Raw genomic sequence first — 15091 nt, 5'->3', positions numbered from 1 at the left:
AGAGAGGAAGTGATTTTATGACGACGGTTCAACAAATTATTACTGTAATGGAACAACTAGCACCCCGCTCCTATGCAGAGTCTTGGGATAATGTAGGACTCATGGTGGGCGATCGGAATGCAGTTGTTACAGGTGTTGTGACTACGTTAGACGTAACAGAAGAGGCCGTAGAATATGCTATTGAACAAAATTGTAATTTAATTGTTAGCCATCACCCATTGATCTTTAAAGGATTGAAACAGATATCATGTGATACTGCTCAAGGGCGTACAATCAATAAGCTGATTCAATATAAAATTGCCGTATACAGTGCACATACAAATCTTGATATTGCATCAGGCGGTCTCAATGATATGTTGGCAAAGCAATTGGGGCTTACAGATGTTAAGGGCTTTATTAAAACTGGTGAAGAGGCGCTCTATAAGGTGACCACCTTTGTACCTGAAAGCTCGGCTGATGCGGTTCGTATGGCGATGGGCGATGCAGGGGCAGGTCGAATTGGTAATTATGAGTATTGTAGTTTCAGTATCCATGGTGAAGGGCGCTTTGTTGGTAATGAAGATTCTCATCCTGTCATTGGGTCAGCTGGTGCTTTGACAGTGGCTCCTGAGATACAAGTAAATGCTATAGTTGATGGGACACATTTAAGCGAAGTCGTAGCGGCTATGAAAGCAGCTCATCCGTATGAAGAGGTGGCTTATGAGGTTTTGAATATAGTTGAGCCTACTAGTTCAACTCAATATCTAGGCCGGGTAGGTCGCTTGCCTAATGCATTAAACTTAGATTCTTTCCGTGAATGGGTACAAGATGCTTTGCCTGATGCTAACATTCGCTTTGCCGGTGTTGCGCCAGAAACAATTCAATCCATTGCGCTATGCTCCGGAGCAGGTGCTGAATTTATTAAATATGCTGCTCGATTACATGTAGATGCCTATATCACAGGTGATGTGAAGTATCATGAGGCGCAAATGGCTAAGGAGTTAGGTTTACTCGTAGTTGATGCGGGTCATTTTGGAACTGAGTCTATAGTGGCGCGTGGTTTGTGTGACTATTTAATCTCTGTAGGATTTACTGTTCCTGTGAAAGCTTTTACAGAACAAAATGATTTCTTCTTTGTGTAATGATGCATTTTCTTGCAACAAATTGTTAGCTATGATAAACTGAATTGAAGCAAGTATGAAAGACGATTGCGAGTCTATAAGACTCGAGGAAAGTCCGAGCTCCATAGGGCAGGATGCCAGATAACGTCTGGCGAGGGTAACCTTAGGGAAAGTGCCATAGAAAAGGAAACCGCCACGTAAGTGGTAAGGGTGGAAAGGTGAGGTAAGAGCTCACCAGCAGTCTGGTAACAGGCTGGCTCGGTAAACCCCATCCGGAGCAAGACCGAATAGGGAAGGGTTAAGGGTGGTCCCGCCTACCTTCCGGGTTGTGTCGCTCGAGCGTGCAGGCGACTGTACGCCTAGAAAGATAATCGTCACCGCGCAAGTGGAACAGAACTCGGCTTATTGATTGCTTGCTTCTATATTTAACATATAATTGATAGTATATAAGATTGTAGATCTTTGTTAGGAGAACTTCATGGCAATTACAGCAATTACTAGTGTACAAGAATTTGATGAGAAAGTGCTTGGCGCTAAAGGTTTAGCTATTGTTGATTTTTGGGCTGGTTGGTGCGAACCTTGCACCGTTATGCGTCCAGAGATTGAAGACGTAGCAGAGCGTTTAAAAGGTCAAGTAGAATTCTTTAGTGTTAATGCAGAAGATAAAAATCTTCGTGGTATTTTGTTAAAAGAAGATGTTGATGGTATTCCATCCTTAGTATTCTTCCGAGATGGTAAAATGCTTGATTCCCTTGTGGGTTATAAAAAAGCAGATATGCTTGAGTCTCTAATAAAGGAAGTTATCTAATTAATTAATAACTAGGAATTCGTAGAAAATAAATAACATGAGGCTGTATATAAGAAAAGTTAATTTCTTATATACAGCTTTTTTGTTAAATTTTATAGTTTTCAAAAATGTTAAGTGATATAATAAAATAGTAAAAATATGATTGTCATCATGCTGGTTGAACTTCGTCAAACTGATAGAGTGAGCTCATAAAAATGATTTCTGTCATAAACGTTGTAGTTTATTAAGTAATATAATTATATTGCGCAAAGTTGTTGTAAGGAGGCTATATTCCATGAAGAATCGTATAAATAGTTTGTGGACACTCTTCCAAGAACGCCGTTTGAGTCGACGCACATTTATGAAATCCTGTGTAGCACTCACTGCTATTTTAGGTCTACCTCCAACGATGTTAGACACCGTTGTTAAGGCTGCCGAAACAACTGAATTACCTACGGTGATTTGGTTGCATGGTCATGAATGTACTGGTTGTAGTGAATCTTTTATCCGTTCATCCTCTCCCTTTACTTCTGATGTTATTTTGAACATGATTTCTCTTGAATATGATGATACTTTGGCGGCAGCGTCTGGTGCACCATTAGAGGAACATTTAGAAAAAATCATCAAAGAAAAAGCCGGTAAATATATCTTGGCTGTTGAAGGTGGCGTACCACTTGATGAAGATGGTGTTTATTGCACAGTAGGTGGACGTACATTTAAAGAATCCCTATTAGAAGCAGCTAAAGGAGCTGCAGCAATCATAGAATATGGTTCTTGTGCTTCTTGGGGCGGTATACAGGCGGCAAAACCAAATCCAACAAATACAGTTTCTGTATCTTCCGTTGTATCTGGTAAGCCTATTATCAAGGTTCCTGGCTGCCCTCCAATTCCGGAGGTTATGACTGGTGTAATTATGCATTATGCATTATTTGGTCAAATTCCACCTCTTGATTCTCAAGGCCGTCCTAAACAATTTTATGGCAATCGTATTCACGACACATGCTACCGTCGTGCCTTCTTTGACTCTGGTCTCTTCGTTGAAAAATTTGACGATGATGCATCTAAATCTGGTTGGTGCCTATACAAGGTAGGTTGTCGTGGACCTCAAACATATAATTCTTGTGGTAATCTACGTTGGTGGAATGGTTTATCCTATCCAATTCAATCCGGTCACGGTTGTATTGGTTGCTCTGAAAAGGGCTTCTGGGATAATGATGTGTTCTACAAACGATTACCAGATATTCCATTGGCTAATACTATCACAACTGCTGATACAATCGGTACAGTAGCTGCCGTTGGTGCCACTGCAGCGGTTATCGTTCATGGTGCAGCAACTCTTACGCGTAATAAAATTCTTGATATGAAAGAAGAAAAACGCTTAAAAGAACAAGGCTTATGGGATGAAAAGAAACATAATAATGGAGGAGGTCACTAATGAAACGCGTAGTAGTAGATCCGATTTCCCGTATTGAAGGTCATTTACGGGTTGAAATAAAAGTTGATGAAGCGAGTGGTAAAGTAGAGGACGCATTGTCTTCTGGTACTGCTTGGCGCGGTATCGAACTTGTTGCTAAAGATCGCGATCCTCGTGACCTTTGGGCGTTCGTACAACGGATTTGTGGTGTATGTACTACAACACATGCGTTGGCAGCATTACGTGCGGTAGAGGATGCAATTGGAATTACAATTCCTAAAAATGCAAACTATATACGTAATATCATGCATAGTAGTCTAGATGTGCATGATCATATCGTGCATTTCTATCACTTACATGCGCTTGATTGGGTTAGTCCGGTAGCAGCTCTTAGTGCAGATCCTGCTAAAACCGCTCAATTACAAAATGATGTATTAGCAACTTATAATGTGAGCGGTTTAGCACCTGCGGAAACGGCATCAAAAGACTCAGCCTATCCTAAAGAGTTTCCTAAGGCTACTACAGCATACTTTACGGCTGTACAACAAAAGGTTAAGAAAATAGTTGAATCAGGCCAATTGGGGATTTTCTCCGCTCAATGGTGGGATCATCCTGATTATAACTTGTTACCTCCAGAAGTTCATTTGATGGCCGTATCTCATTATTTGAACATTCTTGATCGTCAACGGGATATTGTAATTCCTCATGTTGTATTTGGTGGCAAAAACCCTCATCCTCATTACATTGTAGGTGGCATGCCATGCTCTATTTCTATGAATGATATGAATGCCCCTATTAATACGCAACGCCTTGCTGCTGTAGAGCAATCTATTGCATTGACTAAAGACTTAGTTGATAATTTCTACGTGCCAGATCTATTAGCTATCGGTAAAATATATGTAGAAAAAGGTATGATCGATGGTGGTGGCCTTGCGAAGAAACGCGTTATGTCCTATGGCGATTATCCTGATGATACGTACACCGGTATTTCTAATGGTGACTATCATAAGAAATGTATTGTTCGTTCCAATGGTGTTGTTGAGAACTTTGCATTAGGTGTAGATAAAGCAACATTCATCCCATTAGAAGGTAAAGATTTCATGGATCCTCAATATCTTAGTGAAGAGGTTGATCATTCCTGGTTTACATATCCAGATGGAACAAAAACACTTCATCCTATTGAAGGTGTTACTGATCCTAAATTTACAGGTCCTAAATCTGGTACAAAAGAAAAATGGGAATTCCTTGATGAAGATAAAAAATATTCTTGGATTAAATCTCCAACTTTCAAAGGGAAAGCTGCAGAGGTTGGTCCATTAGCAAAATATATTGTTGTGTATACAAAGGTAAAACAAGGCATAATCAAAGACCCAACTTGGGCTGAATCTATGATTGTTCGTCAAATTGATACAGTATCACAAGTATTGGGTGTACCAGCTCATGTATGGATGACTACTATGGTAGGACGTACAGCATGTCGTGGCCTTGATGCACAGGTAGCGGCAAATATTAGCCAATACTTCTTTAACAAGCTTGTATCTAATATTAAAAATGGTGATACTACAGTAGCGGATATGACTAAATTTGAGCCAAATACATGGGATAAAGATGCTAAAGGTGTTGGCCTTGTAGATGCGCCTCGTGGTGGTTTGGGTCACTGGATACATATTAAAGATGGACGCTCTGCAAACTATCAATGTATCGTACCATCTACATGGAATGCGTGCCCTAAAACTGCAGCTAATGAACATGGTGCCTATGAAGATTCTATGATTGATACACATGTAAAAATTGCGGATAAACCACTTGAAATTTTGAAGGTAATTCACTCCTTTGATCCATGCTTAGCATGTGCAACCCATTTATACAATAAAAAAGGCGAAAAAATTGTTTCCGTCAATACAGATGCATTGTGTAAATAAAGGGTGGTGGACTTATGTTAATACATACTGACAAAAAGGCGTATGTCGTATTTAGTCTATGGTTGCGCATATTCCACTGGACTATGGTACTCAGTGTAACTGCATTGTTCTGGACTGGTCTATATATCGGTGATCCAGGCTTTGCTGCGATTACGGGTAACCCTGAACCAACCTTTGCTATTGATGGCTGGTTCTCTATGGAAACTATGCGTCGTATCCATTTCATTGCAGGTGTTATCTTAACGTTCTCCTTCATCTTCCGTTTTGCAGGTGCTCTTTGGAACCGAGGGGATAGATTGTTACCTAAATTCCGTCAAAAACGGTATTGGTACGGTCTTAAAGAAACAACATTGCACTATTTAATGATTCCTCAAAAACATGAACATCATTGGCTTCGTAATTCCTTAGCTAGAACTGCGTATATGATGGTATACATTATGTTCTTCTTTGAAATCTTAACGGGTTTTGCAATGTATTCGATGGTTAACCCTAATGGTATTCTAGGAACTTTATTTGCACCAGTGGTTACATTATTTGGTGGTGAATACAAGGTCCATGTTATTCATCATTACATTGCGTGGGGATTCTTGTTCTTTACTATTGTTCACGTGTATATGGCATTCCGAGAAGATGTTATGGAGGAATCCGGTGAAGTATCTGCTATGGTTTCAGGTATGAAATATTACGCTCATGACCCAATTGATATTGAAGACCTCAATGGTAAACGTCGTCGTGGGGAACGTATTGATAAACCATCTGGTACTACATATCGTCCAAGTGATCCTAATGATCCTAGAGAAAGAGAATTACAAGAAAATGACTAATACAAGTACTGATATCATCAGTGGCTTGAAACAATACGCGGACTCAGAGGGTCCGCGTATTGATTTAAACAGCCTTTATGATGATGGAGATAATGAAATTGTCCTACTTGGAGTCGGTAATATTTTGCTTACCGATGAGGGATTAGGTGTTCATGTAGTAAAAGAATTGAAAGAATCTTTCACATTTACACCTGCAATTTCCATTATTGATGGTGGCACTATGGGGATGGAATTACTCACGTATATGCGTGGTATGAAGAAAATTCTTCTTGTAGACGCTATTAATGGTGGAGATGCTCCAGGAACTATATATGAATTTCCTCATAAGGAATTGGAACAATATTTTACGGAACATATTTCTGTACATGAAGTAGGAATGCAAGATATTTTACGCATCCGTGCTATTCAAGAAGATCCATTAGAAGATGCAGTGGTTATCGGTGTAGAACCGGAATCATTGGAAATTGGTTTTGAGCCTAGCGGGCCGGTACAATGTGCCTTGCCTGAGGTTAAAAAACGTATTTTGCATGTCCTACGAGAATGGGGCGTAACAGTTGAGCCTAAAGCATAAAGTGGAAATTTCATATAATGTATAGATAGCTTATAGAATGTAAAGATCGTTTCTGTATAGGAGTATTTATGATTGAAAATTATGGTAATGTTCGCGCCGTTTTAAATGAGTTGCGTTTGGCTCTAAAGAATTTGCGTAAAAATGGTGAGATATATTCGATTTATATTGAAAAAACAGGTTTAACAGAGGAAGAACAAGTTGAAGTATTAGAAACACTTGGACGCGGTCATATTACGATTAACTTTAATGAAACTGATCAACCTGTAGAATGGTATGAATCACAATTTTCTGGAATCTGGATTGGGACTTATAAAAATGGTCGCGATGATTCCATTTTACATACAGTAGAGGTCGCTAAATATCCAGTTGTAGCTGGTGCTTATATAGAAGATATGGAACTGGCGGAGGAAGATTTACAATCTTGGATTGATGCTGCTGGATTATAGTAAAGGAGACCCTTAACGGGTCTCTTTTTCATGAAAAATAGATGAAATTAGGTATTTTTGATAATTTTATGATAATAATTCATATAAATTTTTGATTAATAGTTGATAAAGCCAGAAATAATCATATTTATTTATGTATAATTAAAATAAATAATTTTTATAAATTACTTTATTAAGTAGTTTTACAAATAAATTTATATAAAATTAATTCGTTTAGCTTATATAAAGGATAAATGAAGTGTTTTATTGGTGTTTTACAGAGAAATAGCTTATTTACTGGCTTTATAAACATTATTAGGCCTATTGTTAACCTTTGGCATTTGCCTTAATTTACTAATTAACATAAAATATGTGAGTAAAATACTTTGGAGGATTTATGTTACTATCTATTGTAGTGCCTGTATATAACGAAGAGGAAAATATAGCGAACTTTTATAAAGCTGTAACTGATGTTATGTCAGGTCTCACGTATGATTATGAATTAATCTTCGTGGATGATGGATCTAGTGATTCGTCAGCTATGATACTGCGTGAAATTGCATTCAATGATAAACATGTCAAAGTGTTATTGTTGGCTCGTAACTTTGGGCATCAGACGGCACTTACATGTGGACTTGATTATGCTCATGGCGATGCAGTCATTACAATGGACGGTGATATGCAGCATCCACCTGCATTGATTCCTGAACTAGTTCGATTATGGGAATCAGGGTATGATGTGGTGCGTACCATACGCGATTCAACTGATGACGCTAGTTGGGCTAAATCTTTCACATCTAAGTATTATTACAAACTGATGAACAAAATGGCCGATGTTCCTATTGTTGAAGGCGGGTCCGATTTCCGCCTCATGAATAGTAAAGCATTGGGCACGTTGAAACGATTCAGAGAACATGGTCGATTTTTGCGCGGTATTGTCGGTGCCTTAGGGTACCGACAAGCAGAGTTGCACTTTGTGGCACCACCTCGATTTGCAGGTGTCTCAAAGTTTAGTGTGCGTAAAATGATTCGATTTGCTCTCGATGGTGTAACCGCTTTTTCAAGGGTACCTTTACGGGCCGCCTTGTATGTAGGAGTACTTTGCGGTGGAATGAGCTTTTTGCTCATTTTACATCTTTTGTATGTATATCTTACGGGGCAAGCTTTGAATGGGTGGACAACCTTGGGCGTATCAATTTTGTTTATTGGTGGAATTCAACTCGTCGGACTGGGAATCATTGGCGAGTATGTAGGTCGTATTTTTGAAGAGGTGAAGCAACGGCCTTTGTATTGGGTTAAGTCAGCTATAAATTTTGAAGAGCATGAGGAGGCTCCGTTACTCGGGCCAAGCAGTGCAGATGTTTTTATGGCACCAGAGGCTTATACTAACAAAAGCAAAGAAGACTAGCTGTATTTGTGAATGCAAATAAATAGACGGTTAGTATATTTTGAATAAATAACTTACTTTAAAAGTTTTTTGGAAAGGAAGCATATGAAGTCAAAATATAGTAAGGTTAAAATAACGGCATTAACATTAACTTTTGTGTGTGCCACAACAGCCATGGTTGGCGCAACAACATTACAATATGGTGATAAGGGCAAAAGTGTTACAGCGGTTCAACAACAACTAATTAAACACGGCTATAATGCTACAGATAAAAATGGTGTATATGGTAAGGAAACGAAGTGGGCAGTTCGTCTGTTCCAACAAGATCGTGGCCTTCCAGTGGATGGTATCGTAGGCCCTGCTACGTATAATGCATTGATGGGCGCGCCTCGTTCTACGAAGGCAGTATTGACCCAAAATGCAGCGACTAAAGCAGTAGCAACGAAATCCGCTTTTACAAACAGTAATGCGACATCCCGTCGTATCGCTGGTCATTCCATTAATGGCAAGAACGTTAAATTAAACAATATTACGAAAAATGAAACACCTAGCAGCATTCACGCAATCTTGGCAGAAGCTGACAAATACCGTGGTGTACCATATGTATTTGGCGGTACAACTCCAAGTGGCTTTGACTGCTCCGGTTATGTTAAATATGTATTTGAAAAACAAGGTATTTCTTTACCGCGTTTGGCAGATGAACAGTATAACGTAGGTGTTGAAGTTTCTCGTGCGAACTTGAAAGCGGGGGATTTGGTATTCTTCGAAACCTATGAACCAGGTCCATCTCACTCCGGTATTTATATTGGTGATGGCAAGTTCATCAGCGCCACTTCCAGTCGTGGTGTTGCAGTAGCAGATCTTGATACTGGCTATTGGGGTGAACGTTACATCGGCGCAAAACGCGTTGTACGCTAATTTAATAACTAGATATAAAAGAGGCTATACGAATCAATTTTGTTTTGTTGATTTGTATAACCTCTTTTTATGTTTATTATTTATGATTTAACTAGCATTGACCAAATTTGACCTTTACTTTTATTGTAAAAAATATGGATTTAAAATTATATTTTTTACGGTTTACTTGAATTGGTGTGAAAGTGCGTAAATTCCGCATAATCTCAATGTTTTTAATAGATTTTATATCGTTTTTGAGTTATAATGAAGAGTAAATAATTTTAGGAGGAATATACACATGAAGGGTAATGAACTGCGTCAAGCATACTTGCAGTTTTTTGAAAGTAAAGGACATTTAAAATTAGATAGTTTTTCTCTTATACCAGAAAACGATCCGTCTTTGTTATTGATTGGGGCAGGTATGGCGCCATTGAAGCCGTTCTTTACAGGTAAGTTGGTACCTCCTTGTCATCGCATTACAACAAGCCAAAAATGTATGCGTACTGGTGACCTTGAAAATGTAGGCCGCACAGCTCGTCACCATACATTCTTTGAAATGCTTGGTAACTTCTCCTTCGGTGATTACTTCAAAAAAGAAGCTATTCACTGGGCATGGGAGTTCTTAACTGAAGTTATTAAACTCGATAAAAATAGACTATATGTCACTGTATATCCAGATGACCAAGAAGCGTATGATACATGGCATAATGATTGTGGTGTAGAGGAAAGCCATATTACACGCCTTGAAGATAACTTCTGGGAAATTGGTGAAGGCCCATGTGGTCCTGACAGTGAAATTTTCTTCGACCAAGGTCCTGAACATGGTTGTGATGACCCTAATTGCGCACCAGGTTGTGACTGTGATCGCTATCTTGAAATCTGGAACTTAGTATTTACACAATTCAATAAAATGCCAGATGGGTCTTATGAACCATTACAACACAAAAATATTGATACAGGCGCCGGTCTTGAACGATTGGCTTCCGTATTACAAGGTTGTAAAACAAATTTTGAAACCGATTTGATTTTCCCAATTATTGAAGCCACTGCAAAACGGGCCGGTGTGAAATATAACGAAGATCCAAATACAGATGTTTCTTTGAAGGTTATTGCTGACCATGCTCGTGCTGTCACTGCATTGATCTCCGATGGCGTATTGCCATCCAACGAAGGTCGCGGCTACGTATTGCGTCGTATTTTACGCCGTGCTGTACGTCATGGCCGTTTACTTGGTATTGAAGGTATCTTCTTAACACCACTTATTGATGTAGTCGTAGACATTCTTGGCCCTGGTATTAAATCCATCGCTGAAAAACAAGACTTCGTTAAGCGTGTTGTACAAAATGAAGAAGAACGCTTCAACCAAACATTGGAACAAGGTCTTGAGTTATTAAACTCCTTGATTGATACACTTGCAGCTGAAAAAGCAACTGTTGTTCCTGGTACAGAAGTATTTAAACTATATGATACATATGGATTCCCTTGGGAATTAACAGAGGAAATAGCTTCTGAACGCGGCTTTACAATCGACCATGAAGGTTTTGAAGCTGCTATGAAAGAACAACGCGAACGCGCTCGTGAAGCTCGTGTAAAAGAAGCTGCGAAGGTAGCAACACCAGACATTACATTCTTGAAAGATGAAGAACTTGTTGAAGATGAAGCAGAAACTGCATCCTCCGTATTGATGCTTGGTAAAGGTTCTGAACGCTTGCAAACAGCAGCTGACGGCGATGAAATTACTGTTATCGTACGCACTACTCCTTTCCATGCTGAAGGGGGCGGTCAATTAGGTGATACAGGCTTTATCGTGGGTCCAATGGGTAAGGTAGAGGTTCATAATACAAAACGTTTACCAGAAGGCACTGTATATCATATCGGTACTGTTATAGAAGGTTCTATCTCTGAAGGTGACGATGTAACGCTTGAAGTGGATACAAATCGTCGCGCAGCAATGGCCCGCAACCATACAGCAACACACTTGTTACATGCAGCATTGAAAAAGGTTCTTGGCGAGCATGTTAACCAAGCTGGTTCTCTAGTAACTCCTGATTACTTGCGTTTTGACTTCACTCATTTCTCCCCTGTAACACAAGAGGAACTTGATCAAATCGAAGCACTTGTAAATGAAGAAATTTTAAAAGCTACGGACCTAGCTATCGCTGAAATGTCCATGGACGAAGCAAAAGCGAAAGGTGCGATGGCACTCTTTGGAGATAAATATGGCGATGTAGTTCGCGTTGTAGAGGTTCCTGGCTTCTCCGTTGAATTATGTGGTGGTTCTCATGTAGGCAACACAGCTTTCATTAGTTCCTTCCGTTTAACATCTGAAGCTGGTATCGGTTCTGGTGTACGTCGTATTGAAGCGATTACAGGTCGTGCAGCTCTCGATGCAGCAAAACAAGATCGTTTGACTATTGAACGCATGGCAAGCGAGCTTAAAACTAAAGCACCTCAAATAGAAGATCGCTTACACCAAGTATTAGCAGAAGCAAAAGAAACTGCTAAGGAATTAGAACAAATTCGTAAAGAAGTTTCGGCAGCGGGTGCAGCTGACATCGTTGCTGGTAAAGTTGTGATAGGTGATGTTGAATTTGTTGCCGCAGCTGTAAAGGCGTCCTCCATTGATGAATTGCGTGATTTAGCTGATTTGGGCCTTGATAAATTGAATGGCTCTGGTGTGGTTCTTGTAGGCGCTGCTATGGGTGATGATAAGGTAAACTTTGTATGTAAAGTGTCTAAAGATGTCGTTGCTAAAGGTGCAAAAGCAGGTAATATTGTTAAAGCAGCAGCTCAAGTAGCTGGAGGTAATGGCGGTGGCCGTCCGGACATGGCACAAGCAGGTGGCAAAGAGCCAGCTAAATTAATGGAAGCATTAAAAGCTGGTGGTGAAGCCTTAAAATCTATGTTACAATAGGCATATAATTTTATAATTATACTTGTATCTGTTATAGAAATTTTTTATAATGCATAAAAAGTTACTGACTTTGTAGCTTTAATTCAAGTATAATAGTAGGTGAGATTTCACTTGTATAGTGAAATCTGCCGATGTAATAAAAAGGAGGGATACGATGAACGTTTCAGATGAAACCATGTTATTCCGTAAAGTAGACGATGAACCGATGACCGCTGAAGAGGTGCTTACGCGTGTTTATCAATCTATTCAAGAAAAAGGTTACAATCCAATTAATCAAATCTTAGGGTATCTAATCTCTGGAGATCCTGCGTATATAACAAGTTATAATAATGCGCGTTCCGATATCCGCCGTTTAGAGCGTGATGACTTGATTGAAGAATTGTTGAAAGAATACGCAAAGGCTAAACAATTATAATGAGAATTATGTCATTAGATGTAGGCAGCCGTACTATTGGTATTGCCTGTAGCGATGCACTGCTCATGACTGCACAAGGTATTGAAACCATTCGTAGAACATCTCTGGAAAAAGACTTTAATCGCTTACAAGAACTCATTTCTGAATATGAAGTACATGAACTTGTGGTAGGTATGCCGAAAAATATGAATGGTACAAAAGGTGAACGGGCTGAAAAGACTGAAGAATTCGTTGCAAAAATGAAGGAAGTCATCGATTTACCTGTTACATATTGGGATGAGCGGTTATCTACTGTTATGGCTGAACGTCAACTCATCGCAGCTGACGTGAGCCGTAAAAAGCGTAAATCCGTTATCGATAAAATGGCAGCGGTTGTAATTTTGCAAGGATATCTAGATCGCTTGCAGTTTAATAAATAAGTATTTTTCCTTAAGGAGGGTTTCCAATGGTTGACCAAAATTTTGAAGGTGAAGTGTATTATTTGGAATTCGAAGACGAACATGGTAATAAACAATACTTCACAGAAGATGTTATCTTGAGCCATGAAGGTCAAGAGTATGCCGTTCTTGTACATGTACAAGATGAAGATGCCGACCATGAAGGTCAAGATGACACGTACATGATCTTGGCTCGCATCGAAACAAATGAAGAAGGCGTAGAAGAATACGTACCTTTGGATGAAGAAGATGAAAACTTTGAAACTCTAGTAAAACTGTATGAAGACATGGATGAAGACGAATAATCGTTTTTAGCATAAATTTAGCGTGTTGTCAGTGGACAATGCGCTATTTTTATTTTGTTATACATTATCATTGTTGTAAAAAGCAGAGACTTCATTCATGCTAAGGGCATAACAAATACATAAAATTAATATATTGCATAAAATGGAATAAGCGGAATCATTGCCCTTTTATATAGGGGAAATATAGAGTTTATGGTATAATGAATTGATATACTGTTATGTTACAGAAAGGAACTCAACAACGTGAGAAAAGCCTTAAGATATATTTTGATCCTAGTTATTGTAGGTATATTAATTATTGGTGGAGGCCTTGGTGCATTGTACTTTGTACCGAATACCTTTGCTCAAGATGATGGAACACAAGTAGTCGTTATTGAAAAAGGTCAAACGGGTACTGAAATTGCAGATATGCTTTTTGAAAGAGGGCTTATTCGCTCAACTCAGGGCTTTAAGCTCTGGTTATACTTGAGCGGTACCAATGATAAGCTTCAAACTGGACATTATCAAATACCTAATAAGGTAACTGTGCGCGAACTCATTTCTTTGTTACAAGAAGGTCATGTAGAATCTATTCGTGTTACAATTCCAGAAGGATATACAGTTGGTGATATTGCTATCGTTCTTGAAAAGAATCAAATCATGAAGGCGAAGGACTTCTTAGCTGAAGCTAAGACCTATGTACCATACCCATATATGAAAGGCACAAAACCTGCTACATATCCTGTAGAAGGCTTCTTGTTCCCAAGCACATATGAAATCCCCGTAGGTGCTACGCCTCGTGATGTTATTCAAATGATGGCTGACGAAATGAATCGTTACCTTACCCCAGCTGTGAAGAAACAAATTCAAGCCCAACATATGAGTATCCATGATTTTGTAACCTTGGCATCTATCGTTGAACGAGAGTCTTTATTTGATGCAGACCGCCCAACTATTGCAGGGGTATTCAAAAAGCGTCTAGCTCATGGTATTCCATTGCAATCTGATGCGACTATTTCCTATGTACTTGGCTATGCGAAAGAAAATGTAACGATTGGTGATACACAATTGCAAAGCCCATATAATACATATGTATCTAAAGGTTTACCACCAGGACCAATTGCAAATCCTGGTAAAAAAGCTCTAGATGCAGTATTACATTCTGAAAATACAGATTATTTATACTTCGTAGCAGATAAAGAGGGGCATAATCACTTCTCTAAATCTTACGAAGAACATTTAGCAGCGGTTAATAAAATTTATGGTGCTGATACGGTAAAAAATTCTTCTGCTAATACGGAAGTAGCTGCACAAGCTGGTCCTAACTATGACGTAGCAGTAGCGACTACAGAGCCTAATTATAATTATAGTTCTGCAGAAGCGGTGGAAGCAGATTCTCAATATGTTGACGTAGAACCTAGTTATAAATACACACCGACTACAGTTTCAGCAGCTGAGATTCCAGATCCTGTACCAGGTTCAACACAAAATCAATCATCGACGCAAGTCACGCCGGCTGCTCCATCCTATGGAAATAATACAAATAACAATACGTATGTACCAACGACGACACCTGTACCTGAATCGATGCAAAATGTGATTCCTAATGCACAACAAGTACCACAAATTCAGGTAGAATCTGCAAATCCTGCTGAACGCTCTACGTTGGTAGTTCCTAGTGGTACTAACAATAGATAATGTAGGAGATTTAATC

At 39.1% G+C, this 15091-nt stretch carries 14 protein-coding genes and 1 other RNA gene; all 15 read left to right on the top strand.

The features are described 5' to 3' along the window. Nucleotides 1–17 precede the first annotated feature (17 nt). Complete coding sequence (locus HMPREF0874_RS02920) at nt 18–1121, top strand: Nif3-like dinuclear metal center hexameric protein (RefSeq protein ID WP_008601348.1); 1104 nt, start codon at nt 18–20, stop codon at nt 1119–1121. 49 nt (nt 1122–1170) lie between these two features. Beyond that, an RNA gene (gene rnpB / locus HMPREF0874_RS09865) (RNase P RNA component class A) lies at nt 1171–1521 on the top strand. A gap of 57 nt (nt 1522–1578) precedes the next feature. Further along, entirely contained in the window at nt 1579–1908 is a 330-nt protein-coding gene (locus HMPREF0874_RS02915; protein ID WP_004698670.1) for a co-chaperone YbbN, read from the top strand. Between the two features lie 274 nt (nt 1909–2182). Continuing rightward, nucleotides 2183–3322, top strand: coding sequence for a hydrogenase small subunit (locus HMPREF0874_RS02910; protein WP_004696383.1), 1140 nt, complete (start codon nt 2183–2185; stop codon nt 3320–3322). Beyond that, nucleotides 3322–5223 carry a nickel-dependent hydrogenase large subunit gene (locus tag HMPREF0874_RS02905; protein ID WP_008601343.1) on the top strand — a complete coding sequence of 634 codons (1902 nt, stop codon included), beginning with the start codon at nt 3322–3324 and terminating at the stop codon, nt 5221–5223. The genes HMPREF0874_RS02910 and HMPREF0874_RS02905 overlap by 1 nt, the downstream gene beginning before the upstream one ends. A gap of 14 nt (nt 5224–5237) precedes the next feature. Beyond that, nucleotides 5238–6047: a Ni/Fe-hydrogenase, b-type cytochrome subunit gene (cybH, locus tag HMPREF0874_RS02900; protein ID WP_008601341.1), complete on the top strand. Its 810-nt coding sequence runs from the start codon at nt 5238–5240 to the stop codon at nt 6045–6047. Beyond that, nucleotides 6040–6618 carry a HyaD/HybD family hydrogenase maturation endopeptidase gene (locus HMPREF0874_RS02895; protein ID WP_004698675.1) on the top strand — a complete coding sequence of 193 codons (579 nt, stop codon included), beginning with the start codon at nt 6040–6042 and terminating at the stop codon, nt 6616–6618. Before cybH ends, HMPREF0874_RS02895 begins: the two co-directional genes overlap by 8 nt. 68 nt (nt 6619–6686) lie before the next feature. Then, nucleotides 6687–7064, top strand: coding sequence for a hydrogenase expression/formation C-terminal domain-containing protein (locus HMPREF0874_RS02890; RefSeq protein ID WP_008601337.1), 378 nt, complete (start codon nt 6687–6689; stop codon nt 7062–7064). 376 nt (nt 7065–7440) lie between these two features. Continuing rightward, the gene (locus HMPREF0874_RS02885; RefSeq protein WP_004696372.1) at nt 7441–8451 is read left to right on the top strand and encodes a glycosyltransferase family 2 protein; all 1011 of its coding nucleotides are present in this window, start codon (nt 7441–7443) and stop codon (nt 8449–8451) included. An 84-nt stretch (nt 8452–8535) separates the two neighbouring features. Further along, nucleotides 8536–9348 (top strand): NlpC/P60 family protein, encoded by an 813-nt coding sequence (locus tag HMPREF0874_RS02880; protein ID WP_004696370.1) that lies wholly within the window; start codon nt 8536–8538, stop codon nt 9346–9348. A 277-nt stretch (nt 9349–9625) separates the two neighbouring features. Further along, the gene (gene alaS / locus HMPREF0874_RS02875) at nt 9626–12241 is read left to right on the top strand and encodes an alanine--tRNA ligase (RefSeq protein ID WP_008601335.1); all 2616 of its coding nucleotides are present in this window, start codon (nt 9626–9628) and stop codon (nt 12239–12241) included. A 154-nt stretch (nt 12242–12395) separates the two neighbouring features. Further along, nucleotides 12396–12656 (top strand): IreB family regulatory phosphoprotein, encoded by a 261-nt coding sequence (locus tag HMPREF0874_RS02870; RefSeq protein ID WP_004696366.1) that lies wholly within the window; start codon nt 12396–12398, stop codon nt 12654–12656. Continuing rightward, a complete protein-coding gene (ruvX, locus tag HMPREF0874_RS02865) occupies nt 12656–13075 on the top strand; it encodes a Holliday junction resolvase RuvX (RefSeq protein ID WP_004696363.1) in 420 nt (139 codons plus the stop codon). The genes HMPREF0874_RS02870 and ruvX overlap by 1 nt, the downstream gene beginning before the upstream one ends. 26 nt (nt 13076–13101) lie before the next feature. Then, on the top strand, nt 13102–13398 hold the full coding sequence (locus tag HMPREF0874_RS02860) for a DUF1292 domain-containing protein (protein WP_008601328.1): 297 nt from the start codon (nt 13102–13104) through the stop codon (nt 13396–13398). Between the two features lie 243 nt (nt 13399–13641). Continuing rightward, nucleotides 13642–15075: an endolytic transglycosylase MltG gene (gene mltG / locus HMPREF0874_RS02855; RefSeq protein WP_039965025.1), complete on the top strand. Its 1434-nt coding sequence runs from the start codon at nt 13642–13644 to the stop codon at nt 15073–15075. Nucleotides 15076–15091 lie beyond the last annotated feature (16 nt).

The organism is Veillonella sp. 6_1_27 (assembly GCF_000163735.1).
GTDB lineage: Bacteria > Bacillota > Negativicutes > Veillonellales > Veillonellaceae > Veillonella > Veillonella parvula_A.
The sequence above is the reverse complement of the archived record's forward strand: the minus strand, read 5'-3'. Positions and strand labels throughout refer to the sequence as shown.

Bases quoted from the DNA above. Each gene is read 5' to 3' on its own strand.
- HMPREF0874_RS02920 (WP_008601348.1), top strand. From the start codon at position 18: ATGACGACGGTTCAACAAATTATTACTGTAATGGAACAACTAGCACCC.
- HMPREF0874_RS02915 (WP_004698670.1), top strand. From the start codon at position 1,579: ATGGCAATTACAGCAATTACTAGTGTACAAGAATTTGATGAGAAAGTG.
- HMPREF0874_RS02910 (WP_004696383.1), top strand. From the start codon at position 2,183: ATGAAGAATCGTATAAATAGTTTGTGGACACTCTTCCAAGAACGCCGT.
- HMPREF0874_RS02905 (WP_008601343.1), top strand. From the start codon at position 3,322: ATGAAACGCGTAGTAGTAGATCCGATTTCCCGTATTGAAGGTCATTTA.
- cybH (WP_008601341.1), top strand. From the start codon at position 5,238: ATGTTAATACATACTGACAAAAAGGCGTATGTCGTATTTAGTCTATGG.
- HMPREF0874_RS02895 (WP_004698675.1), top strand. From the start codon at position 6,040: ATGACTAATACAAGTACTGATATCATCAGTGGCTTGAAACAATACGCG.
- HMPREF0874_RS02890 (WP_008601337.1), top strand. From the start codon at position 6,687: ATGATTGAAAATTATGGTAATGTTCGCGCCGTTTTAAATGAGTTGCGT.
- HMPREF0874_RS02885 (WP_004696372.1), top strand. From the start codon at position 7,441: ATGTTACTATCTATTGTAGTGCCTGTATATAACGAAGAGGAAAATATA.
- HMPREF0874_RS02880 (WP_004696370.1), top strand. From the start codon at position 8,536: ATGAAGTCAAAATATAGTAAGGTTAAAATAACGGCATTAACATTAACT.
- alaS (WP_008601335.1), top strand. From the start codon at position 9,626: ATGAAGGGTAATGAACTGCGTCAAGCATACTTGCAGTTTTTTGAAAGT.
- HMPREF0874_RS02870 (WP_004696366.1), top strand. From the start codon at position 12,396: ATGAACGTTTCAGATGAAACCATGTTATTCCGTAAAGTAGACGATGAA.
- ruvX (WP_004696363.1), top strand. From the start codon at position 12,656: ATGAGAATTATGTCATTAGATGTAGGCAGCCGTACTATTGGTATTGCC.
- HMPREF0874_RS02860 (WP_008601328.1), top strand. From the start codon at position 13,102: ATGGTTGACCAAAATTTTGAAGGTGAAGTGTATTATTTGGAATTCGAA.